This window comes from Paenibacillus sp. JT22N12, assembly GCF_056269365.1.
The window spans coordinates 358,362-375,929 of record NZ_JBWDNU010000001.1 but is presented as its reverse complement, the minus strand read 5'-3'; the positions used below and the strand labels follow the sequence as shown (position 1 = coordinate 375,929).

Genomic DNA, 17,568 nt, shown 5'->3' with positions numbered 1-17,568 from the left:
GCAGAGTTATACCTTTCGCAAGGTTACTAACGATTTAAGGGAAGGAGACCCCATATGACGGGCAAGCGTCTACGGCAAAAAGCGGACTTTCGTGAAACGAAATACTTCTACCTCTTCATTTCTCCTTGGATCATCGGACTCATACTCTTCACAGGCGGACCGATTCTGTTATCCGGCTACTATAGTTTTACACGCTACGATATCGCCCACGATCCCGTCTTCATCGGCTTGCAAAACTACACCAATCTGTTTCACAATGAACTGTTCTGGAAATCCTCAGGGGTCACCTTGTATTACACCCTGGTAGGCGTTCCGGTAGGTCTTGCGGTTTCTCTGCTGCTGGCCATGCTCTTGAACGTCCGTATCCCGGGTCAGCGCATATTCAGCACCATTATTTATCTCCCGTCGGTTGTCTCCGGCGTAGTGCTTTCCTTGTTATGGGTCTGGCTGCTGGACCCTGATTTTGGAGTCGTTAACGTGCTGTACTACAAAATAACCGGCTCGGTCGGTCCCCAATGGCTGGCGGACGAGAATTGGGTCATTCCTTCCCTGATCATGATGTCGCTATGGACACTGGGCAATAATGTGGTGATCTATCTTGCCGGCCTCAAGAGCGTTCCTGCCAATCTGTACGAAGCGTCCCAGATCGACGGGGCATCCCGCTTCAAACAAATGCTGCATATTACAATTCCGATGATTTCCCCAGTCACGCTGTTCCTTCTGATTACAGGAATTATCGGATCCTTCCAGGTGTTTGTCCAGGCGGATGTCATGACCAAGGGCGGACCGAACTATGCCTCGTACTTTTATGTGTACTATTTATACCAACAAACCTTCAGATCGTTCAACCTCGGCTACGCTTCGGCGATGGCATGGGTGCTGTTCATCGTCGTGGGGATTCTGACCTGGCTGATGATGAAGGTATCCAAACGTTGGGTTCATTACGAAGGAGGGGAATAAATTGTCCGTGCCTACCCAGGTTAAACAGCAAACAGCCTCCCGAAGCAGCTCCATTGCCTCAGGAGAGCGGGCCGTTAAAATTTTTGCCTTCAGTATTCTGATTATTCTATCAGCTTTGATGATCATGCCGCTTTATATCATGCTCAGCACCGCGCTCAAAACGCAGCAGGATGTCTTCTTGTTCCCGCCCAAGTGGATTCCAAGTCCGATGGTATGGCATAACTTCATTGATGCGTTCAATGCCAGACCGTTCGGCCAATATTTTTACAATACCGGTATGTACGCTATTGTCGGAACATTCGGAGAAGTCTTTTCTTCCGCTATTGTGGCTTACGGATTCTCGCGATACCGCGGATACGGCCGCAATGCCATGTTCCTGATTTTATTGGCCACCATGATGATCCCATACCCCGTAACGATGATTCCGCAATTCGTCCTGTTTAAAAACCTGGGTTGGATCGACAGCTATCTGCCCCTGAATGTTCCTGCTTTTCTCGGTTCAGCCTATATCATCTTCCTGCTGCGGCAATTCTTCAATTCGGTTCCCGTAGATTTGTTCGAAGCGGCAAGACTCGATGGCTGCAGCGAGCTGCGGACCTTCTGGAATATCGCACTGCCGCTATGCAGTCCAGCATTGGCAAGCGCCGCAATCTTCGGTTTCATGTGGCGCTGGAATGATTATCTGGGCCCGTTGATCTATCTCAATACAGATTCCAAATACACCGTTTCCATCGCATTATCTTCCTTTACCAGCATGTACAACATCGTACCCTGGCATTTGCTGATGGCCGCTGCCCTGATGGCTGTTCTGCCTCCGATTATCATCTTCTTCCTGGCGCAGAAATACTTCGTGAAAGGGATTGTTGTCTCCGGGTTGAAATAGGGGACCGTCCTGAAGGGAGTTGATTCCGGCCGAGGTTAGCGGTTCATGACAGCTGTTCACATCTACAATATTATGGGAGGGTTACACATGGTGAGAAAGTGGTTAGGCGTTACAATCGTTTCGTGTATTTTGGTCGTATTGGCTCTTAGCGGCTGCAGCTCGAGCACGGACAATAATGCGGGCAACAGCCCCGAAACCGCCGGAACGAATGAACCGGCTGGCAATAGCGGCGGCAATAATGCAGGCAGCGGCGAGAAGGTCACCATCACCCTGCTTAATGCCCAGGACAACGGGATCCGCGACAAGTTTCTGCCGGACGTCATTAAGAAGAAGTTCGAAGAAGCGAATCCAAACATCACACTGGAAATTATCAGCGTACCTTATGAGCAGTTCGATTCCAAAATGAACACCATGGTTGCGGGCGGAACTCCGCCGGATGTGTGGAGCCATTGGGGGCAAAGCGGTTTCGTCGATTATAATGTCCGCGACATGGTGCTCGATCTTACTCCTTATATGTCGCAGTTCAATAATCCCAACATTTCGCAAGCCACGCTCGATATCTACAAAGTCGGCGACAAACAAATGGGAATTCCGCTTAATGTTTACTCCAGCATGATCTTCTACAATAAGGCTATATTCGAGAAAGCCGGCGTTACGGTAGAGAACTACAAGCCGGGAGATGCTGCATGGACCTGGGAGAAATTAACCGAATTGGCGAAGTCGGTGAGCAAGGATTACGGCAAGCCAAGCGCCATATACGGCTTCACGTACGGCATGGGCGAGCATTTACTGACCTACAGCTGGGACTGGGGACTTGATGTTTTTGACAGCGGCTATGCGACCGGATTTGTAGACAAAGCCGACTTGACCGATCCCAAAATCGTAGACTCCACGAAATTTTTCCAGGATCTTATTTTTAAAGACAAAATCATGCCGACAGGAGCCGTTCTGGACTCCATCAGCAAAATCGGCGATCCGATCCTCACTGGCAAGGTAGCTATGTCACTGGTCGGCAGCTGGGCGATGGGCGGCTTCAAAGAGACAAACACGAAGTTCGGCGTGCTTCCGCTTCCAACCGGACCTGCCGGAACATCGACGCCATTCATCTATGCGGATCCGCTTATGATTTCCTCCAAATCGAAGAATCCGGATGCGGCATGGAAGCTGGTTCAATTCATGACCAGTCCCGAAATGCAGCTGGAAATGACCAAGGAAACCGGCTATCCGCCGGCTGACAGCGTGGCTTATGAAGAATGGTTCAAGCAGTACAGCGATTTGACCGATATCCAATACCTGGAGGAAGTCAATACGGCAGCAATCGAGAAGGGCAAAGAATCGCCGAACCATCTCATTGCCGGATACGGAGATATTACCTCCTTCATGCTGAACGAGCAGCAGCCGATTTTCAATAAGGAAGAGGATCCGGCTGGTGTGCTGGAGAAGATGAATCCTAAGTTCCAAAAGCTGCTGGATGAAATCAAACAGAAGGCCGGCAAGTAAAAAGCACGGTAAAATAAGAAAGGCTGGCTGCGCAGGTTAATCACCGGATTTTTAAATTAAGGCTATTGTGATACAAAAGCCGGGAGGGCTCGACTGTCGTCCTCCTGGTCATAAAATCAGCTTGGATAAGGAGAGTGGGCATTTTGTTGAAGCTTTCAATTGGGGCTTATTCTTTTTTTAATACGATGCGGGCGGGGAAAATGGATATTTTCGGCTACCTCGAATCGGTTAAATACCGGTACCGTCTGGATGCCGTCGATTTGTGGAATGGATTTTTCGCGGCGCAGGACGATAGCGGTCTGCTTATTCTGCCCGAAGAAGAGGAAATCCGCAAGATCCGCGAGGCGATCGACGAGAAAGGGTTAATCGTTGCGAATATCGCCCTTGACGGTGTGCATCTCATCGATCAGGACACGGACCTGCGCGAGCGGCTGTATCAAAACGCGCTGCTTCACCTGCGCGCTTCCGAAATTCTGGGAGCCAAAACCGTCCGGATCGATATTTGCAATAATCGGACAGAGGAAATAACCGAGCGGGAATTCGACTATATCGTGACTCGTTATCGTGAATATTGCGACCGTGCGGCAGAGCATGGATATACGGTCGGCCCGGAGAATCATATGGGCGCGGCCTTGAACCCGCATCTGCTCAAACGGATTGCCGAGGCAGTGGACCGCCCGAACTTTGGCATCCTGCTGCATTTGAAACGCTGGAAGCCCGAATTTGCCGACGGCGATGCCATAGTGGCACCATGGGTGGTGCATACGCATATCGATGCGAAAACCGTAGCTTCGGGTGATATCGAAGTCTCGATTCGGGCCTTGGAGCAGGCGGGCTACGATGGGCACTGGGCCGTTGAATACAATGCCAAGGAAAACCAGTATGCGGAAATCGAGTGGCTGCTGTCATCGATAAGACGGAAATTTTATCAAATGGCTGAGGCCTGAGAGGAAGCGGCTATGGAACCAGTCAGAATTGGAATTATCGGCGTCGGTTTGATAGGAAAGCATCATATTCAGCAATATTCCGCCATTGAAGGCGTTGAAATTGCCGCCGTGTGCGATATTAATGAGCAGGAAGCCCGCAAAACCGCAGAACAATACCAGATTTCCAGCGTATATTCTGATTACAGGCAGATGCTGGCGCGCGACGATCTGACCGCTGTGGATGTGTGTTTGCACAATAACCTCCACGCGGAAGCGACAATCGCCGCCCTGCAGGCAGGGAAGCATGTGTACTGCGAGAAGCCCATCGCCGGAACTTACCGGGATGGCCTGACGATGGTGGAAATGGCGCAGGAATGCGGAAAAATGCTGCATATCCAGCTGGGTACGCTATACCGGAACGAGACGAAGGCGGCCAAAACGCTGATTGACGCCGGCAAGCTCGGCAAGCTCTACCATGCCCGGTCTACCGGTTTCCGGCGGCGCGGGCGTCCTTTTGTTGACGGTTATGGCTCCAGGATGTTTACGCGCAAGGAGTTTGCAAACGGCGGCGCTCTCCTGGATATGGGCGTATACCATATCGCGCAGTTGTTGTACCTGCTTGGCATGCCGGAGGTCGCACGGATTTCCGGAAAGCTGTATCAGGAGATGGACATGGACCCCAAGCGCAGGGCAGAAAGCGGCTTTGACGTAGAAGAGTCAGGCATGGGATTCGTCCGTTTTGCTGGCGGGGTCTCCATGGATATTATCGAAGCCTGGTCTCTTCATCTGGACGGGTTCGAAGGCAGCAGCATATCCGGTTCGCAGGGCGGCATCCGGCTGCCGGCTTATTCGGATATTCACCCCAAGTCAGCCTTCAGCTATCACACGACGGTCTGTGATATGGATTTCGACAGTACACTGGACCTCAATGCTATGAGCGAGCGCAGGCACCGGCTGAATCCGGATGAGGACGCATACGATTCTTCCTCCAAGCATTGGGTCGCGGCGCTGCAGGGTAGAGTAGGACTGTTGCCAACCGCCGAAATTGCGCTGAAGACCATGCTCATCAGCGAGGGCATATATTTGTCCAGCCGTCTGGACCGGGAAGTCGCCGCAGATGAAGTGGCAGAGCTCTCGTATTTGACTGCAGAGAAGGAGATCTAGATGATGAAATTCGAATCCTTGTTTAATCCTTATCCATCCCAACGCATGACAACCTATGGCAGCAAAGGCATGGTTGCGACTTCCCAGCCCCTCGCTGCCCAAGCAGGGCTCGACATCCTCAAGAAGGGCGGGAATGCCATCGATGCGGCAATCGCAGCGGCTGCCTGCTTGACGGTAGTGGAACCGAATTCCAACAGCATCGGAGGCGATACATTTGCCATTGTATGGACGGAAGGAAAGCTGCACGGACTGAATTCAAGCGGGCCGTCGCCTGCCTCGATAAGTGTGGAGAAGGTGAAGGCGGAAGGGCTGGAGCGGATTCCCGCGTACGGGATGGTCCCGGTGACGGTGCCCGGCACTCCCGGAGCCTGGGCCGCATTGTCCGAGCGCTTTGGCCGCCTTCCCCTGACGGAGGTGCTGCAGCCGGCCATCGACTATGCGGAGCATGGCTTCCCCGTATCGCCGACCATCGCGAAATATTGGGCGGACGGTTTCCGGAACATCAGCGGCCTGAACAGTGAGCTGTATCATCCATGGCTGGATACTTTCGCGCCGGAGGGCAGAGCCCCTGCCGCCGGGGAAATATGGCGTTCCCCGGATCATGCCAGGACGCTCCAGTCCATCGCGGAAACAAAGGCGGAATCGTTCTACAGGGGAGAGCTGGCAGACAAGATCGACCTGCACTTCCGCGAGCATGGGGGTTTCCTGCGAAAAGGGGACTTGGCGGCATTTTATTCCGAGTGGGTAGACCCCATTCATGTCGCTTACAAAGGCTATGAAGTATGGGAAATCCCCCCCAACGGTCAGGGGCTGGTGGCGCTGCTCGCGCTCAATATTCTGAAGGGCTTCGACTTTGCCGCCAAGGACCTGGCCGATACCTATCACAAGCAGATCGAAGCGGTCAAACTGGCATTTGTCGACGGACTCAAATATATAACCGACCCCAGGAAAATGAACGTCTCCGTCGAGGAGCTGCTTTCGGATTCCTACGCCGATAGCAGAAGAGCACTGATCGGGGATCAGGCTGTCACCCCTCAGCCGGGCGAGCCTCCGAAGGGCGGCACGGTGTACCTTGCTGCCGCTGACGGGGAGGGAAATATGGTCTCATTCATTCAGAGCCACGCAGGCGATTTCGGAGCGGGCGTTGTTATCCCCGGAACCGGGATTTGCATGCAAAACCGGGGCACAGGCTTCTCCTTGGACCCCGGGCATCTGAATGTTCTGGAGCCGGGCAAGAAAACCTTTCACACGATTATTCCCGGTTTTCTTACCAAAGGCGGTGTTCCTGTCGGACCTTTCGGCGTCATGTGCGGCTCCATTCAGCCGCAGGCGCATGTGCAAATTCTGCTCAATACGATCGATTTCGGTCTGAATCCCCAGGCTGCCCTGGACGCCCCGAGATGGAGATGGCTACGGGACAAGATTATCGAGGTGGAGCCGCAATTTCCGGATTATCTGGCCCAGGCGCTGGCCCGCAAAGGGCATATTGTGCAGCGGGCGCTGGATTCCGGCATGTTCGGCCGCGGTCAGATTATCTGGAGAGATCCGGATAGCGGCGTGCTGGCAGGCGGAACGGAACCGCGGGCGGATGGCGAAGTCGCGGCCTGGTAACCGTTTTATGCAGGGCAAGGCCTATATACAACCTGGGAGATTTCAACTGTGGGTATTTTAGCGGCTTATTATTTTTTTCTGTACCTTTCCATGTCCGTATTCATGCCGTATACGAGTCTTTATTTCAGTGAAAAAGGGTTCAGCACCTCGGAGGTCGGATTTATTCTGTCCTTATGGGCGTTGGTGAGCGTCATTGCACAGCCTGTCATGGGACTGATTAATGACCGCATCGGAAGTCCAAGAAAAATAATCATGATTTCGGTCATCGCGGCGCCGGTTATCGGTCTTGGTTTTCATTACGTGAATGAATTCGGCGCCGTTATCGCTTTATCCGTGCTTTTCACATGGTTCCATTCCTCAACAGGACCGCTCAGCGATTCCATTGCAGTAGAAATCGGCAGCCGTGCCGGATTCAGCTTTGGCAGCATCCGTCTGTGGGGGGCGCTCAGCTACTCGGTTGGAACAATCAGCACGGGATTCCTGTATGACAAGTACGGTTACGGCAGCATTTTTGCCTATTATCTTGGGTTCAGCCTCCTGGTCTTCGCCCTGCTGTTCGGATTCCCGAAGTCCAGGACCTCTTCTACGCTTGAAATTACGCTGCTCCAGCAGGCGAAAGAGGTGATCGGGAACAAGCCGTTTATCGCCTATCTGGGCATCTGTCTGATTCTGGTCATGTCCATGGCCAGCAGCTCCACATTTCTGCCCCTGTATTTTCAGGAAATGGGGTTTGATAAAGCGCTTCTTGGCAGCGCGTTTGCAGCAGCGGCCTTGATTGAAGTCCCCATGTTCTGGGCTGCCGCCAAGCTGAGCCGGAGGATCGGGAGATTCCGGCTGCTCGCGCTTGCTGCGTTTATCTTTGCGCTCCGGTGCCTGATTCTGTTCTTATTCCACCATGTTTACCTTACGCTTGGCGTCCAGCTGCTTGACGGGATTTCCTTCGCGTTCGCTGCGGGCACCTTTGTTGAGGTCGTGGAAAGCTACGCCAGCAAAAATACGAAAGCAACGTTTCAGACGATCTTTGCGGCTGTCAGCTCGGGGATGGGGGGCGTCATCGGGATTGCCGCTGGCGGCGTTATCGTGGAGATTTGGGGAGCGCCGGCGCTGTATCTGGTTTTGTTCATACTAAGTGCTGCGGCATCCGTTTTATTCATCGGCATGCGGCAACCCGGGGCTGCTGAACTTCAGCTGTCTGACCGCTCCAATACCTAGATGAAAGGGAGACGAACAATGGCATATATGATGGGTGTGGACGGAGGAAACAGCAAGACTTTTACGGTTATAACGGATGCTGAGGGCCGCCTGATCGCCCGCGGACTGGCCGGCTGCGGGAATCATCAGGTACCGGGGATCGACACGGCGCTCGCCAATATCATAAAGTCTGCCGACATGGCGCTTGAACAGGCCGGATTGCGTTATGAGGACATTGCTTTTGTGCAGTATGGGCTGGCAGGCGCCGACCGGCAAAAGGATTTTGATATTCTGCGACCCGGACTCGCCAGCCTGCCTTTCTTGAAATGGGATGTGGTTTGCGATACATACGAGGGGCTGCGCGCGGGTACCAAGGACAACATCGGCATCGTTCTGGTTTGTGGAAGCGGCACCAATGCGGCAGGGAGGAATCGCGAGGGCCGTATGGTACAGACTGGCGGCTTCGGTTATCTGTTCGGCGACCGGACGGGAGGCGGGGACCTGGCCAGAGAGACCTTCAGTCACGCCGTCCGTTCCTGGGAAATGCGGGAGGAACCGTCGATTCTGCCCGATAAAGTAGCGAAGTATTTTGGTTTTGCCGACATGGGGCAGGTATTCGACCACTTCCTTGATCACGACATTGCGGAAGTTCCCCATGACATGACGCTGATTTTGCATGAAGCGGGGGATGAGGGAGACGAGCTGGCCATCCGGCTGCTGCGCCGGGCGGGAGATGAGCTGGGCCGGGGCGCGAATTCCGTGATCAGCCGGTTGGGAGGCTTCCCCGGGGAAACGATACCGGTCGTCATGGTTGGCAGTGTCGTGCAGGAAGGAAGAAATCCGCATCTGCTGGCCGCTTTAAGAGACAGGATCGCACAGCAGAACGAGCATTTTGAATTCATCATTCCGAAAATGGCGCCCGTATTCGGCTCCGTATTGTTGGCCATGGATCAGTTGGGAGTACCGGTAACGGATTCGATTATAAAACGTTTCGAAGAATATGGCAGCTATCAATAGCCCTAAGCAATCGGAACGAAAGCTCAGGACTGCCGGGTCACCCGGCAGTCCTGCTGTGTGTTAAAGATATCCAATCTTTATGGATGCGCCAAAAAGGATAAACAAATGCCTGTCTCGAATACAATAGGAGTTGCCGGAGAATCTGAAGGGAGCTGCAGGAATGAAGATCGGATTATTGATCGTGGATATGCAAAATGTTTATCTGAACGGCTATGTGGAGAAAGCAAAGATAAGAGGAGCGAGCGAGTATATCAATTATGTGTCCAACATGATGCGGGATAAAGAGCAGACGGTCATCCATATTCAGGATATGGATGGTGCGGATGAGGACACGGATCCGGAGGCAAGAGAAATTGTGCCGGAGATCGTCGTGGGTCCAAAGGATATACGGGTAGAAAAGCTGTACTCCAACGGGTTCTGGAAGACGGATCTGGAGCAGGTGCTTCGTGATCAAGGAGTTGGATTTATTGTTGTTGCCGGTTTTTCTGCGGAATATTGTGTGACCTTCACGACGAATGGCGCATTGGAACGCGGGTTTCAGGCCGGCATATTGCAGCGGGGAATTATAAGCGCAAACAACGAGGCTGTCAGCTCGACTTACCGGGACCGTCATGTCGTCTCCTATCCGGCGATTAAATTCATGTTGAGTGAACTGGTTTAAAAACGGATAGGCAATCAAGCTGGCAAATCTATCATTAACTCGTTTACAATAATCAAGAATGCAATCATAGAGGAGGAGAAGTCAATGAAATACACCAAGCTGGGAAAATCCGGACTAAACGTCAGCAAGCTTTGTCTGGGTACGATGAATTTCGGCGTCGACACCGAAGAGAAGGACGCGTTCCGCATTATGGATGCAGCGCTTGATGCGGGGATTAACTTCTTCGATACAGCTAATATTTACGGTTGGGGAGAAAATGCCGGCCGTACGGAAGAGATTATCGGCCGCTGGTTCGCGCAAGGCGGGGGCAGGCGGGAGAAGGTCGTGCTTGCGACCAAATTCTACGGGGACATGAGCGACAAGAATGACGGTCCGAACAGCGGACCCGGCCTGTCGGCTTATAAGCTGCGCCGTCATCTGGAAGGCTCGCTTCTCCGGCTGCAAACGGATCATATCGAACTCTATCAGATGCACCACGTCGATCGCGATGTTTCCTGGGACGAGCTGTGGGAAGGCTTCCGCATCGCCCAGTACCAAGGCAAGATCGGTTATGTCGGCTCCAGCAATTTCGCAGGACGCGATCTGGTCAAGGCTCAGTACGAAGCCAAATCGAAAGGCCTGCTCGGACTCGTGTCCGAACAGCATAAATACAGCCTGCTTACGCGTCAGCCCGAATTGGAGCTGCTGCCTGCGGCATTGGAATACGGCATCGGCGTCATTGCCTGGAGTCCGCTGGATGGCGGCATCCTGAGCGGCAATGCTTTAAATCCCGTGGCAGGCTCAAGACGCGCCAGCGATCAGACCCGGGTGAACAAGCACCGGGCGCAGCTTGAAGCCTTCGCTGGACTTGCCAAAGAGCTTGGCGAGTCCGAAGCCAACATCTCACTTGCCTGGACGCTGGCTCATCCTGCCATGACGGCGCCGATCATCGGACCGCGCACGATGGAGCAGCTTGAAGGAGCGCTTCGCGTCGTCGATATCGTTCTGAGCGAAGAAACATTGAAGCGGCTGGACGAAATTTTCCCTGGTCCCGGCGGCGAAGCCCCCAAAGCTTACGCCTGGTAAGGTTATGCCAAGCCGAGCTCCGTTGTCAGAGGCAGCACGATTAAATTTTTGAAATGGCACCCGTTCGGCATGGGCCGGGCGGGTGTTGTTTGTTCAAATATCAGAAAGGATAAAACTGGTCTCTACTTATATGATATTTATTGAGGAAGCAACTGACTCTGCCGCCAAAAGAACTTCAGCCGTTTCTTCTTATGCGAAGGGCTTTAATAGTTTGCTTTTTCTGCAAGGGGTATCGTTTGATTGACCTGGGTATAACATAACGAGTACCATATGGATAACGGAAGACAATCTAGAAACCATAATCCTTTCGTGCAGAACGTATTCAAGGAGCGATGCATAAGATGCCAAAAATAATCGCACCATCCTTTAATTTTATTGGAAATCATCCGATTCTGGATTTTATAAATACGAAGATAGTCCACAATGGAAAACCATATGATCTGCTTGAATCGTTTGCGGATCTACTCGATTGGTTAAATCAAGCAAATATGCTGGGCCAAGAAGAGGCTGATCATAACGTACCGGGATGGAGTAATATGGATGAAAGACTTCATGTTGTGCATGAAGCCCGAAGGTTGCGAAGCAGTCTGCTCACCCTTGTCCAGAACGGGTTGAATCAAGAAGAGGCTTGCGGTGAGTGCATTGAAAATGTGAACAGCTTTCTTATAGACCGGGTAATTACAAAGAAAATAATAAAGACAGATAAAGGTTTTGGCACTTTACAGCATACAACTATGCAAAGGCCGCTCGATATTATTGCTCCTATCGCCGAAACGGCTGTAGATTTTTTAAGTCATTACAATTTATCATTGGTCAAAAAGTGTGAGAATCCGGAATGTGTCCTTTACTTCTATGACAACAGCAAGAACAGTACACGCAGATGGTGCAGTCAGAAAACCTGTGGGAACAGGATGAAGGTGACAGCTTATCTTGAACGGCAACGGAATAAAGGAAGCTTGTGAAAAGGGTCTTAGAAGATATCTTCTAAGGCTCTTTTTTTTCATGGGCAAACAGTAAATAATTAACCATCAAAAATAATGTTTACAGGTTAAATAAATTATTATATAATGCTCTTAATTGAGTTATGACGGTTAAATAACCAATCGAAAGCAACCAGGCCCCGCCATATCAAATTAAGATAAGATGATCAGCTTTATTGGGTATGTTAAGAGAAACTAACCGACTTATACAGTAATTCGTCGTAAGGGGTGATCAGAATGTCGGAAAATTTTCATGCGGGAGAGTTAATGGTTCAAGAAATGGCAGAGGAATCGGTGATAGCTGCTCAAAACAGTAAAATGATCAGTTCGCATCTTTCAAAAGGTGCGGCTGCATTTTTAAATAAGCAAATGTTTGTTGTGGTTGCTTATGGAGATACAAACGGAAAAGTATGGATTTCGTTTTTGACGGGAGACGAGGGATTTATTGAAGCGTCTGACGAGAAAACCGTCCAAATCCATGCACCGTCCTATTTGAAAGATGTCAATTTTCAATCCATCAGCCTGAATCGGCCATTGGGATTGTTGATCATGGACGCAAACAGACGAATACGTCTTCGGATTAACGGAGAAGTCGATTCCTTTGATGAAAATGGATTGAAATTAAACACCAAACAGGTCTACGGGAACTGCCCGAAATATATTCGCAAAAGAAATTTACGTGAAGACGGAGATAAGCATCGCAGCCTGGTATCGGAGCATCGCAGCCGCATATTGAGCAAAGAACACCAAGGGTGGATTGAATCCGCTGACACCTTCTACATTGGGAGCTTAAACTCGGCTTACGAGGCTGATGCTTCACATAGGGGCGGAAATCCGGGATTCGTTCAGGTGGCGAGCGAGTCGGAATTGGTGATACCTGACTATTTCGGGAACTCTATGTTCAATACACTCGGCAATATTGTTACGAATTCAGCTACAGGGTTATTATTTATCGATTATGACAACGGCCATTCCCTGCATCTGGCCGGACAAGCTGAAGTGATATGGGATGAGGAAGAAATAGCAGAATTCCCGGGAGCAAGCAGATTGGTGCGTTTTCGTATCGATGAGGTGCTTCAACTGAATAATGGCTCAAGACTGGGGTGGATTAACGGCGAAGCTTCTCCGTATAATCCAACTTTATAAAAGATTTAAGGTGGTGGTGTGTATAAGCAATCGCGGATTTAAGCAGGTTTTATTTTGTATCAACTACTATTTAGGAGGAATTTTACATGAGTACAAATAAATATATAATCATTGTTCAAGCAGGTAAGCAGGATATGGCCAGAGCGCTGCATGGCTTGTTGTACGGCATCGAACTGCATGAAGCGGGCATTGAAGCGGAGCTCTATTTTGACGGAGCTGGAACGTATTGGCCAACTGAATTTGCCAAACCGGATCACGAGTTGAACCCTCTGTACAAACAGGCTCTCAAAACCGGTATTATTAAAGGCGGCTGCACTGCCTGCTCAGGATTTTTTGAAGTTGCAGAAGAAATGCAGCAGGCGGGTGTACCACTGGCAGGCAGTGAGGCAAGCGGAGGCCATCTTCCTTTTGCCCAATATATTAAAGAAGGTTTTATCCCGGTTATTCTCTAAAATTCAGCCATCTGGCCGGTTTTGCCCAGGCAAAGCCGGCTTCTCCTCTATATGACAGGATCCCATTCATTTTTCCAGCGGTTGATTTCCATAAAAACACCGGTAAAGGCCTTCCCTTTATCCGTCAATGAGTACTCCACAGTCAGCGGTACAGTCAGAAAAACACTGCGGGTGAGCATTCGGTGTTGCTCAAGATTGCGTAAGGTGTCAGTCAATCCCTTCGTGCTGATTTTCCCCAAATTTCTGCGTAGTTGATTAAACCGTTGAGGCTCTCTCAGAAGCTCGGTGATAACTAAAAAAGGCCACTTGCCTGCTAGAAGCTGTAAAACCTCGGATATGGAAGCAATGCATTGGTTGTCCTCCTCAGTCGTGCTCACAGTTCTGTCATCTCACTTTCAATAATATAGTAATATTAAATTATTAAGTAAATCATAACATGCAGTGATAGGTTAATCCACCCCATAATTGCACCGTGACAGGTACCAATCAGGAACTGGGCGAATACTCTGGTTTTGACTAGAAAAGCAATTGGAGGTTTCGCTGTGATTCCCATGTACCCCTATTACGGTTATCAGACAAAATGCCAGCAGGTGCCGATCACATTTCCGCCCCAGCATCAGGACGTGCAGCCTGGTTTAGAGTATTTAATGAACCCGATTCCTATATCCGACAATCCCCATTACAAGGGAAGCTGCAAGCTGGAGGGGAAAGTAGCCATCATCACCGGGGGCGACAGCGGAATCGGCCGCGCAGTTGCCATCGGCTTCGCCAAAGAAGGAGCGGACATGGCGATCGTCTATCTGTACGAGCGCGAGGACGCCGAAGCGACCAAGCGGATGGTAGAGTATTATGGCGGCCGATGCCTGCTGATTGAAGGAGATTTGCGCCAGCCCGGTTTTTCCGGGGATGTGGTGAAACGGACGATTGAATGCTACGGCAAGCTTGACATTCTTATCTTGAACCAGGGCGTCCAGTTCCCGCAGGAGAGCATAGCTAATATTTCCAATGAACAGCTTGAGGACACATACCGGACCAATATTTTTCCGCATTTCTACATGACGAAGGCTGCGCTGCCTTATCTGAAGCCTGGAAGCGCGATTGTATCTACGGCATCCGTTACCGCGTATGCAGGCGCCCCTTTGCTTGTCGATTATTCTTCTACCAAGGGCGCGATCGTATCCTTTACCCGTTCGCTGTCGCTCCAATTGGTCAGCAGGGGAATCCGGGTCAATGCCGTAGCTCCGGGACCGATCTGGACACCGCTAATCGTATCGAGCTATTCGGCTGAATATGTTAAAACCTTCGGACTTGAAACGCCGATGAAACGCGCAGGGCAGCCATTCGAGCTTGCGCCCGCCTACATTTATCTGGCATCCGACGATTCTTCCTTTGTTACGGGACAGGTGCTTCACGTCAATGGCGGCGTAATTACGGAAACTTAAGCAAAGCCTGCAAGCCTTACGAATATGTCATTTAGTCGATTGAAAAAGGTTGGACGTCCCTTGTCGAGAGACAGGAACGTCCATGCTTTTTTTTTGAAAATATAGAATCTCCCTTACATAGCTTATATTTCAGAGGTGAGGATACTCGCTGTGCCGCAAGAGGAAGGCGATAGCCGGTTCTTCCTATATTATTGTCAGATATACGTCGTATTTAAGACCGTAATCTATATATCTATTATTATATGTTATTTAATATTACATAAAATCGTTGACAGTCAGATATTTTCCGATATAATAAAACTCAACAAAGCAAAACACCCAATAATATGTTAGAAAATATAACAATCCTAGGGTGTGATGAATTGGGTTGGACAGCAGGCAGTATGAAACAAAGCATTCTCAAGCTGTACAATGAGATTAACATGGGGATGTTCAACGCCGGCGTCAGCCGTCAGAAGGTTGATTTTGTCGGCAACAAGATATTGATTCTGTCTATCAATCATCGCGTACCGGTATTAAAGCTCCTGGACGGGAAGGACATCGCGTCCACCAGAAGGTTGGACATGCTGTTATCCGAGCATTTCAAGGCTGAAATCAAGAGGGAATTTGAACAGGCATTTCAATTTAATATCGTTGCGATTCTGAAGGATTACGATATCGAGACCGAATACTCCGGTACGATCGTCATCCTGGATCGAGACGTGGAAAGTTATCTGAATGATGCGTTGTAGCTCCGCAAGGAGAGCCGACAAAATCGTCAGTTCCTGGGAAAGCATAGGCACATCTGTGTCTTCCCGGAGCTGGCGGTTTTTTTATTCTATCGCGGGAGGGAATTTGGTATGGAGAATGCGGCGGGACAAATGATCGAGATCAACGGTGTGAGTAAAATTTTCCGGAAAAACGGGAAAGACATCATGGCCATGCAGGAAACGAGCCTGTCGATTGAAGAAGGGCGCTTTGTCAGCATCATCGGACCCAGCGGCTGCGGGAAATCGACGCTGTTCAACATTATTGCCGGGCTGGTTCCCCCGTCGACAGGTCAAGTACTGGCTGGCGGCACCAATATTATCGGGAAAACCGGGCATGTCGGTTATATGCTCCAGAAGGATATGCTGCTGCCTTGGCGCACGATACTGGACAATATTATTCTCGGCATGGAAATTCGCGGCGTCCCCCGGAAACAGGCGGTGGAGCGGGCGCTTCCCCTGATGGAGCGGTATGGGCTGAAGGGCTTCGACAGGCATTATCCGAAGGAGCTTTCCGGAGGCATGAAGCAGAGAGCCGCACTGCTGCGGACGCTGCTGTACGACCGGGATATTATTTTGCTGGACGAGCCTTTCGGGGCGCTGGACGCTCAGACCCGGATAACGATGCAGAACTGGCTGCTGCAGCTGTGGGGCGATTTCGGCAAAACGGTGCTGTTCGTCACTCACGATATCGACGAGGCGATCTATCTTTCGGATGAAATCTACGTGTTCACCGCAAGGCCGGGCAGGATCAAGACAAAGGTGACGGTCAACATGGAGCGGCCGCGCAAGCAGGAGGATCTTACCTCGCCCGCGTTCATGGAGCTGAAAAATCATCTGATGGGTTTGCTCGCAGAAGAGCAGCAGACAGCGCAGGCGGCAGAAATGATCTCTTAAATAAACGATAGAGGGAAGGGACTGCACTTATGAAAATCGAGAGCGAGGCAACGTTTCTGAAGTCGGCTGTGATTGAAAACCTGCTTCATAAGAAAGAGGCGCATCGGGCTGAGGCGCCGGTCATTCAGGATGAGGAGCTGCAGGAAAGAAGAAGCCAGCGTTTTGTCATGATGGGCCGGTTATTAATCACCCTGCTGGTGCTGGTGGTTTGGGAAGGGTTTACGCGGATTGGCTGGCTGGATTCCTACTATTGGAGCAGTCCTGTAACAATCGCCCAGACTGCCTGGATCCAGGCAACGCAAAATCATTTGCTGTCGGACATGCTGTATACTTCGGGCTCCACCATTATCGGCTTCGTCGCCGGTACAGCCATCGGCGCTGCGATCGGTTTATCGTTCTGGTGGTCGAAACAATATGCGCTGATCAGCGAGCCGTTCCTGATTATTCTGAACGCCATGCCGAAGCTGGCGCTCGCTCCCATCATCGTTATTCTGCTCGGCATCGGCTTCTTCTCCAAGGTAGCGCTGGCCTTCGCCCTGACTGTCATCGTCTCGGCGCTTTCCGCCCACAGCGGCGTCAAGAGCGTCGATCCCGATATGGAGAAGCTGATGTATTCGCTGGGTGCCAAGCGGAGGCAGGTGTTCACAAAGGTTGTCGTCCCGTGGTCGATGCCATGGATTATCAGCAGCCTGCGCATCAATATCGCGCTTGCTCTGGCCGGCGCTATCGTCGGCGAGTTCATTGCTTCCAGTCAAGGGGTTGGGCGGATGATCATGTATGCCGGGACCATTCTCGATATTGATCTCGTCTGGGTCGGCGTCGTTGTGCTCTCCATCCTGTCCATGGTCATGTACTGGGGCGTCGTTGCCCTGGAGAAGTGGCTGTCCAAGGGCTTCATCAAGCAGTAGCTCCAGCCGAAACGGTTGT

At 51.0% G+C, this 17,568-nt stretch carries 18 protein-coding genes; 17 read left to right on the top strand and 1 reads right to left on the bottom strand.

Annotated elements, in window-relative coordinates; genetic code table 11:
- Positions 1 to 54: 54 nt before the first annotated feature.
- The 13 genes from AC0YOA_RS01535 to AC0YOA_RS01475 all read left to right on the top strand — a co-directional run bounded on the left by AC0YOA_RS01535 (position 55) and on the right by AC0YOA_RS01475 (position 13,556).
- Positions 55 to 960 (top strand): carbohydrate ABC transporter permease, encoded by a 906-nt coding sequence (locus tag AC0YOA_RS01535; RefSeq protein WP_210045367.1) that lies wholly within the window; start codon positions 55 to 57, stop codon positions 958 to 960.
- A gap of 7 nt (positions 961 to 967) precedes the next feature.
- Positions 968 to 1,843 carry a carbohydrate ABC transporter permease gene (locus AC0YOA_RS01530; protein WP_475785779.1) on the top strand — a complete coding sequence of 292 codons (876 nt, stop codon included), beginning with the start codon at positions 968 to 970 and terminating at the stop codon, positions 1,841 to 1,843.
- A gap of 87 nt (positions 1,844 to 1,930) precedes the next feature.
- Positions 1,931 to 3,343: an ABC transporter substrate-binding protein gene (locus AC0YOA_RS01525; RefSeq protein ID WP_210045366.1), complete on the top strand. Its 1,413-nt coding sequence runs from the start codon at positions 1,931 to 1,933 to the stop codon at positions 3,341 to 3,343.
- Positions 3,344 to 3,486: 143 nt separating this feature from the next.
- On the top strand, positions 3,487 to 4,290 hold the full coding sequence (locus tag AC0YOA_RS01520; protein ID WP_475785101.1) for a sugar phosphate isomerase/epimerase family protein: 804 nt from the start codon (positions 3,487 to 3,489) through the stop codon (positions 4,288 to 4,290).
- 12 nt (positions 4,291 to 4,302) lie between these two features.
- Positions 4,303 to 5,433, top strand: a complete 1,131-nt coding sequence (locus AC0YOA_RS01515) for a Gfo/Idh/MocA family oxidoreductase (RefSeq protein WP_475785100.1) — start codon at positions 4,303 to 4,305, stop codon at positions 5,431 to 5,433.
- Complete coding sequence (locus AC0YOA_RS01510; RefSeq protein ID WP_475785099.1) at positions 5,434 to 7,044, top strand: gamma-glutamyltransferase family protein; 1,611 nt, start codon at positions 5,434 to 5,436, stop codon at positions 7,042 to 7,044.
- 48 nt (positions 7,045 to 7,092) lie between these two features.
- A complete protein-coding gene (locus AC0YOA_RS01505) occupies positions 7,093 to 8,256 on the top strand; it encodes an MFS transporter (RefSeq protein ID WP_475785098.1) in 1,164 nt (387 codons plus the stop codon).
- 18 nt (positions 8,257 to 8,274) lie between these two features.
- Entirely contained in the window at positions 8,275 to 9,252 is a 978-nt protein-coding gene (locus AC0YOA_RS01500) for an N-acetylglucosamine kinase (protein WP_475785097.1), read from the top strand.
- 160 nt (positions 9,253 to 9,412) lie between these two features.
- On the top strand, positions 9,413 to 9,913 hold the full coding sequence (locus AC0YOA_RS01495) for an isochorismatase family protein (protein ID WP_475785096.1): 501 nt from the start codon (positions 9,413 to 9,415) through the stop codon (positions 9,911 to 9,913).
- An 84-nt stretch (positions 9,914 to 9,997) separates the two neighbouring features.
- A complete protein-coding gene (locus AC0YOA_RS01490) occupies positions 9,998 to 10,978 on the top strand; it encodes an aldo/keto reductase (RefSeq protein WP_475785095.1) in 981 nt (326 codons plus the stop codon).
- Between the two features lie 341 nt (positions 10,979 to 11,319).
- Positions 11,320 to 11,940 (top strand): CGNR zinc finger domain-containing protein, encoded by a 621-nt coding sequence (locus AC0YOA_RS01485; protein ID WP_475785094.1) that lies wholly within the window; start codon positions 11,320 to 11,322, stop codon positions 11,938 to 11,940.
- Positions 11,941 to 12,195: 255 nt separating this feature from the next.
- Positions 12,196 to 13,104 carry a pyridoxamine 5'-phosphate oxidase family protein gene (locus AC0YOA_RS01480; protein WP_475785093.1) on the top strand — a complete coding sequence of 303 codons (909 nt, stop codon included), beginning with the start codon at positions 12,196 to 12,198 and terminating at the stop codon, positions 13,102 to 13,104.
- Between the two features lie 86 nt (positions 13,105 to 13,190).
- On the top strand, positions 13,191 to 13,556 hold the full coding sequence (locus tag AC0YOA_RS01475) for a hypothetical protein (RefSeq protein WP_475785092.1): 366 nt from the start codon (positions 13,191 to 13,193) through the stop codon (positions 13,554 to 13,556).
- 47 nt (positions 13,557 to 13,603) lie between these two features.
- Here the strand turns inward: AC0YOA_RS01475 and AC0YOA_RS01470 are convergent, their stop codons facing one another.
- Positions 13,604 to 13,933: a winged helix-turn-helix transcriptional regulator gene (locus tag AC0YOA_RS01470; RefSeq protein ID WP_475785091.1), complete on the bottom strand. Its 330-nt coding sequence runs from the start codon at positions 13,931 to 13,933 to the stop codon at positions 13,604 to 13,606.
- Positions 13,934 to 14,098: 165 nt separating this feature from the next.
- Here AC0YOA_RS01470 and AC0YOA_RS01465 point away from each other — a divergent pair, with 165 nt between their 5' ends.
- The 4 genes from AC0YOA_RS01465 to AC0YOA_RS01450 all read left to right on the top strand — a co-directional run bounded on the left by AC0YOA_RS01465 (position 14,099) and on the right by AC0YOA_RS01450 (position 17,549).
- A complete protein-coding gene (locus tag AC0YOA_RS01465; protein ID WP_475785090.1) occupies positions 14,099 to 14,998 on the top strand; it encodes an SDR family oxidoreductase in 900 nt (299 codons plus the stop codon).
- Positions 14,999 to 15,381: 383 nt separating this feature from the next.
- Positions 15,382 to 15,729 (top strand): Na-translocating system protein MpsC family protein, encoded by a 348-nt coding sequence (locus AC0YOA_RS01460; protein WP_210045354.1) that lies wholly within the window; start codon positions 15,382 to 15,384, stop codon positions 15,727 to 15,729.
- Positions 15,730 to 15,837: 108 nt separating this feature from the next.
- Positions 15,838 to 16,641: an ABC transporter ATP-binding protein gene (locus AC0YOA_RS01455; protein ID WP_475766570.1), complete on the top strand. Its 804-nt coding sequence runs from the start codon at positions 15,838 to 15,840 to the stop codon at positions 16,639 to 16,641.
- Positions 16,642 to 16,670: 29 nt separating this feature from the next.
- Positions 16,671 to 17,549, top strand: a complete 879-nt coding sequence (locus AC0YOA_RS01450) for an ABC transporter permease (RefSeq protein WP_210045353.1) — start codon at positions 16,671 to 16,673, stop codon at positions 17,547 to 17,549.
- The last annotated feature ends 19 nt before the right edge of the window (positions 17,550 to 17,568 follow it).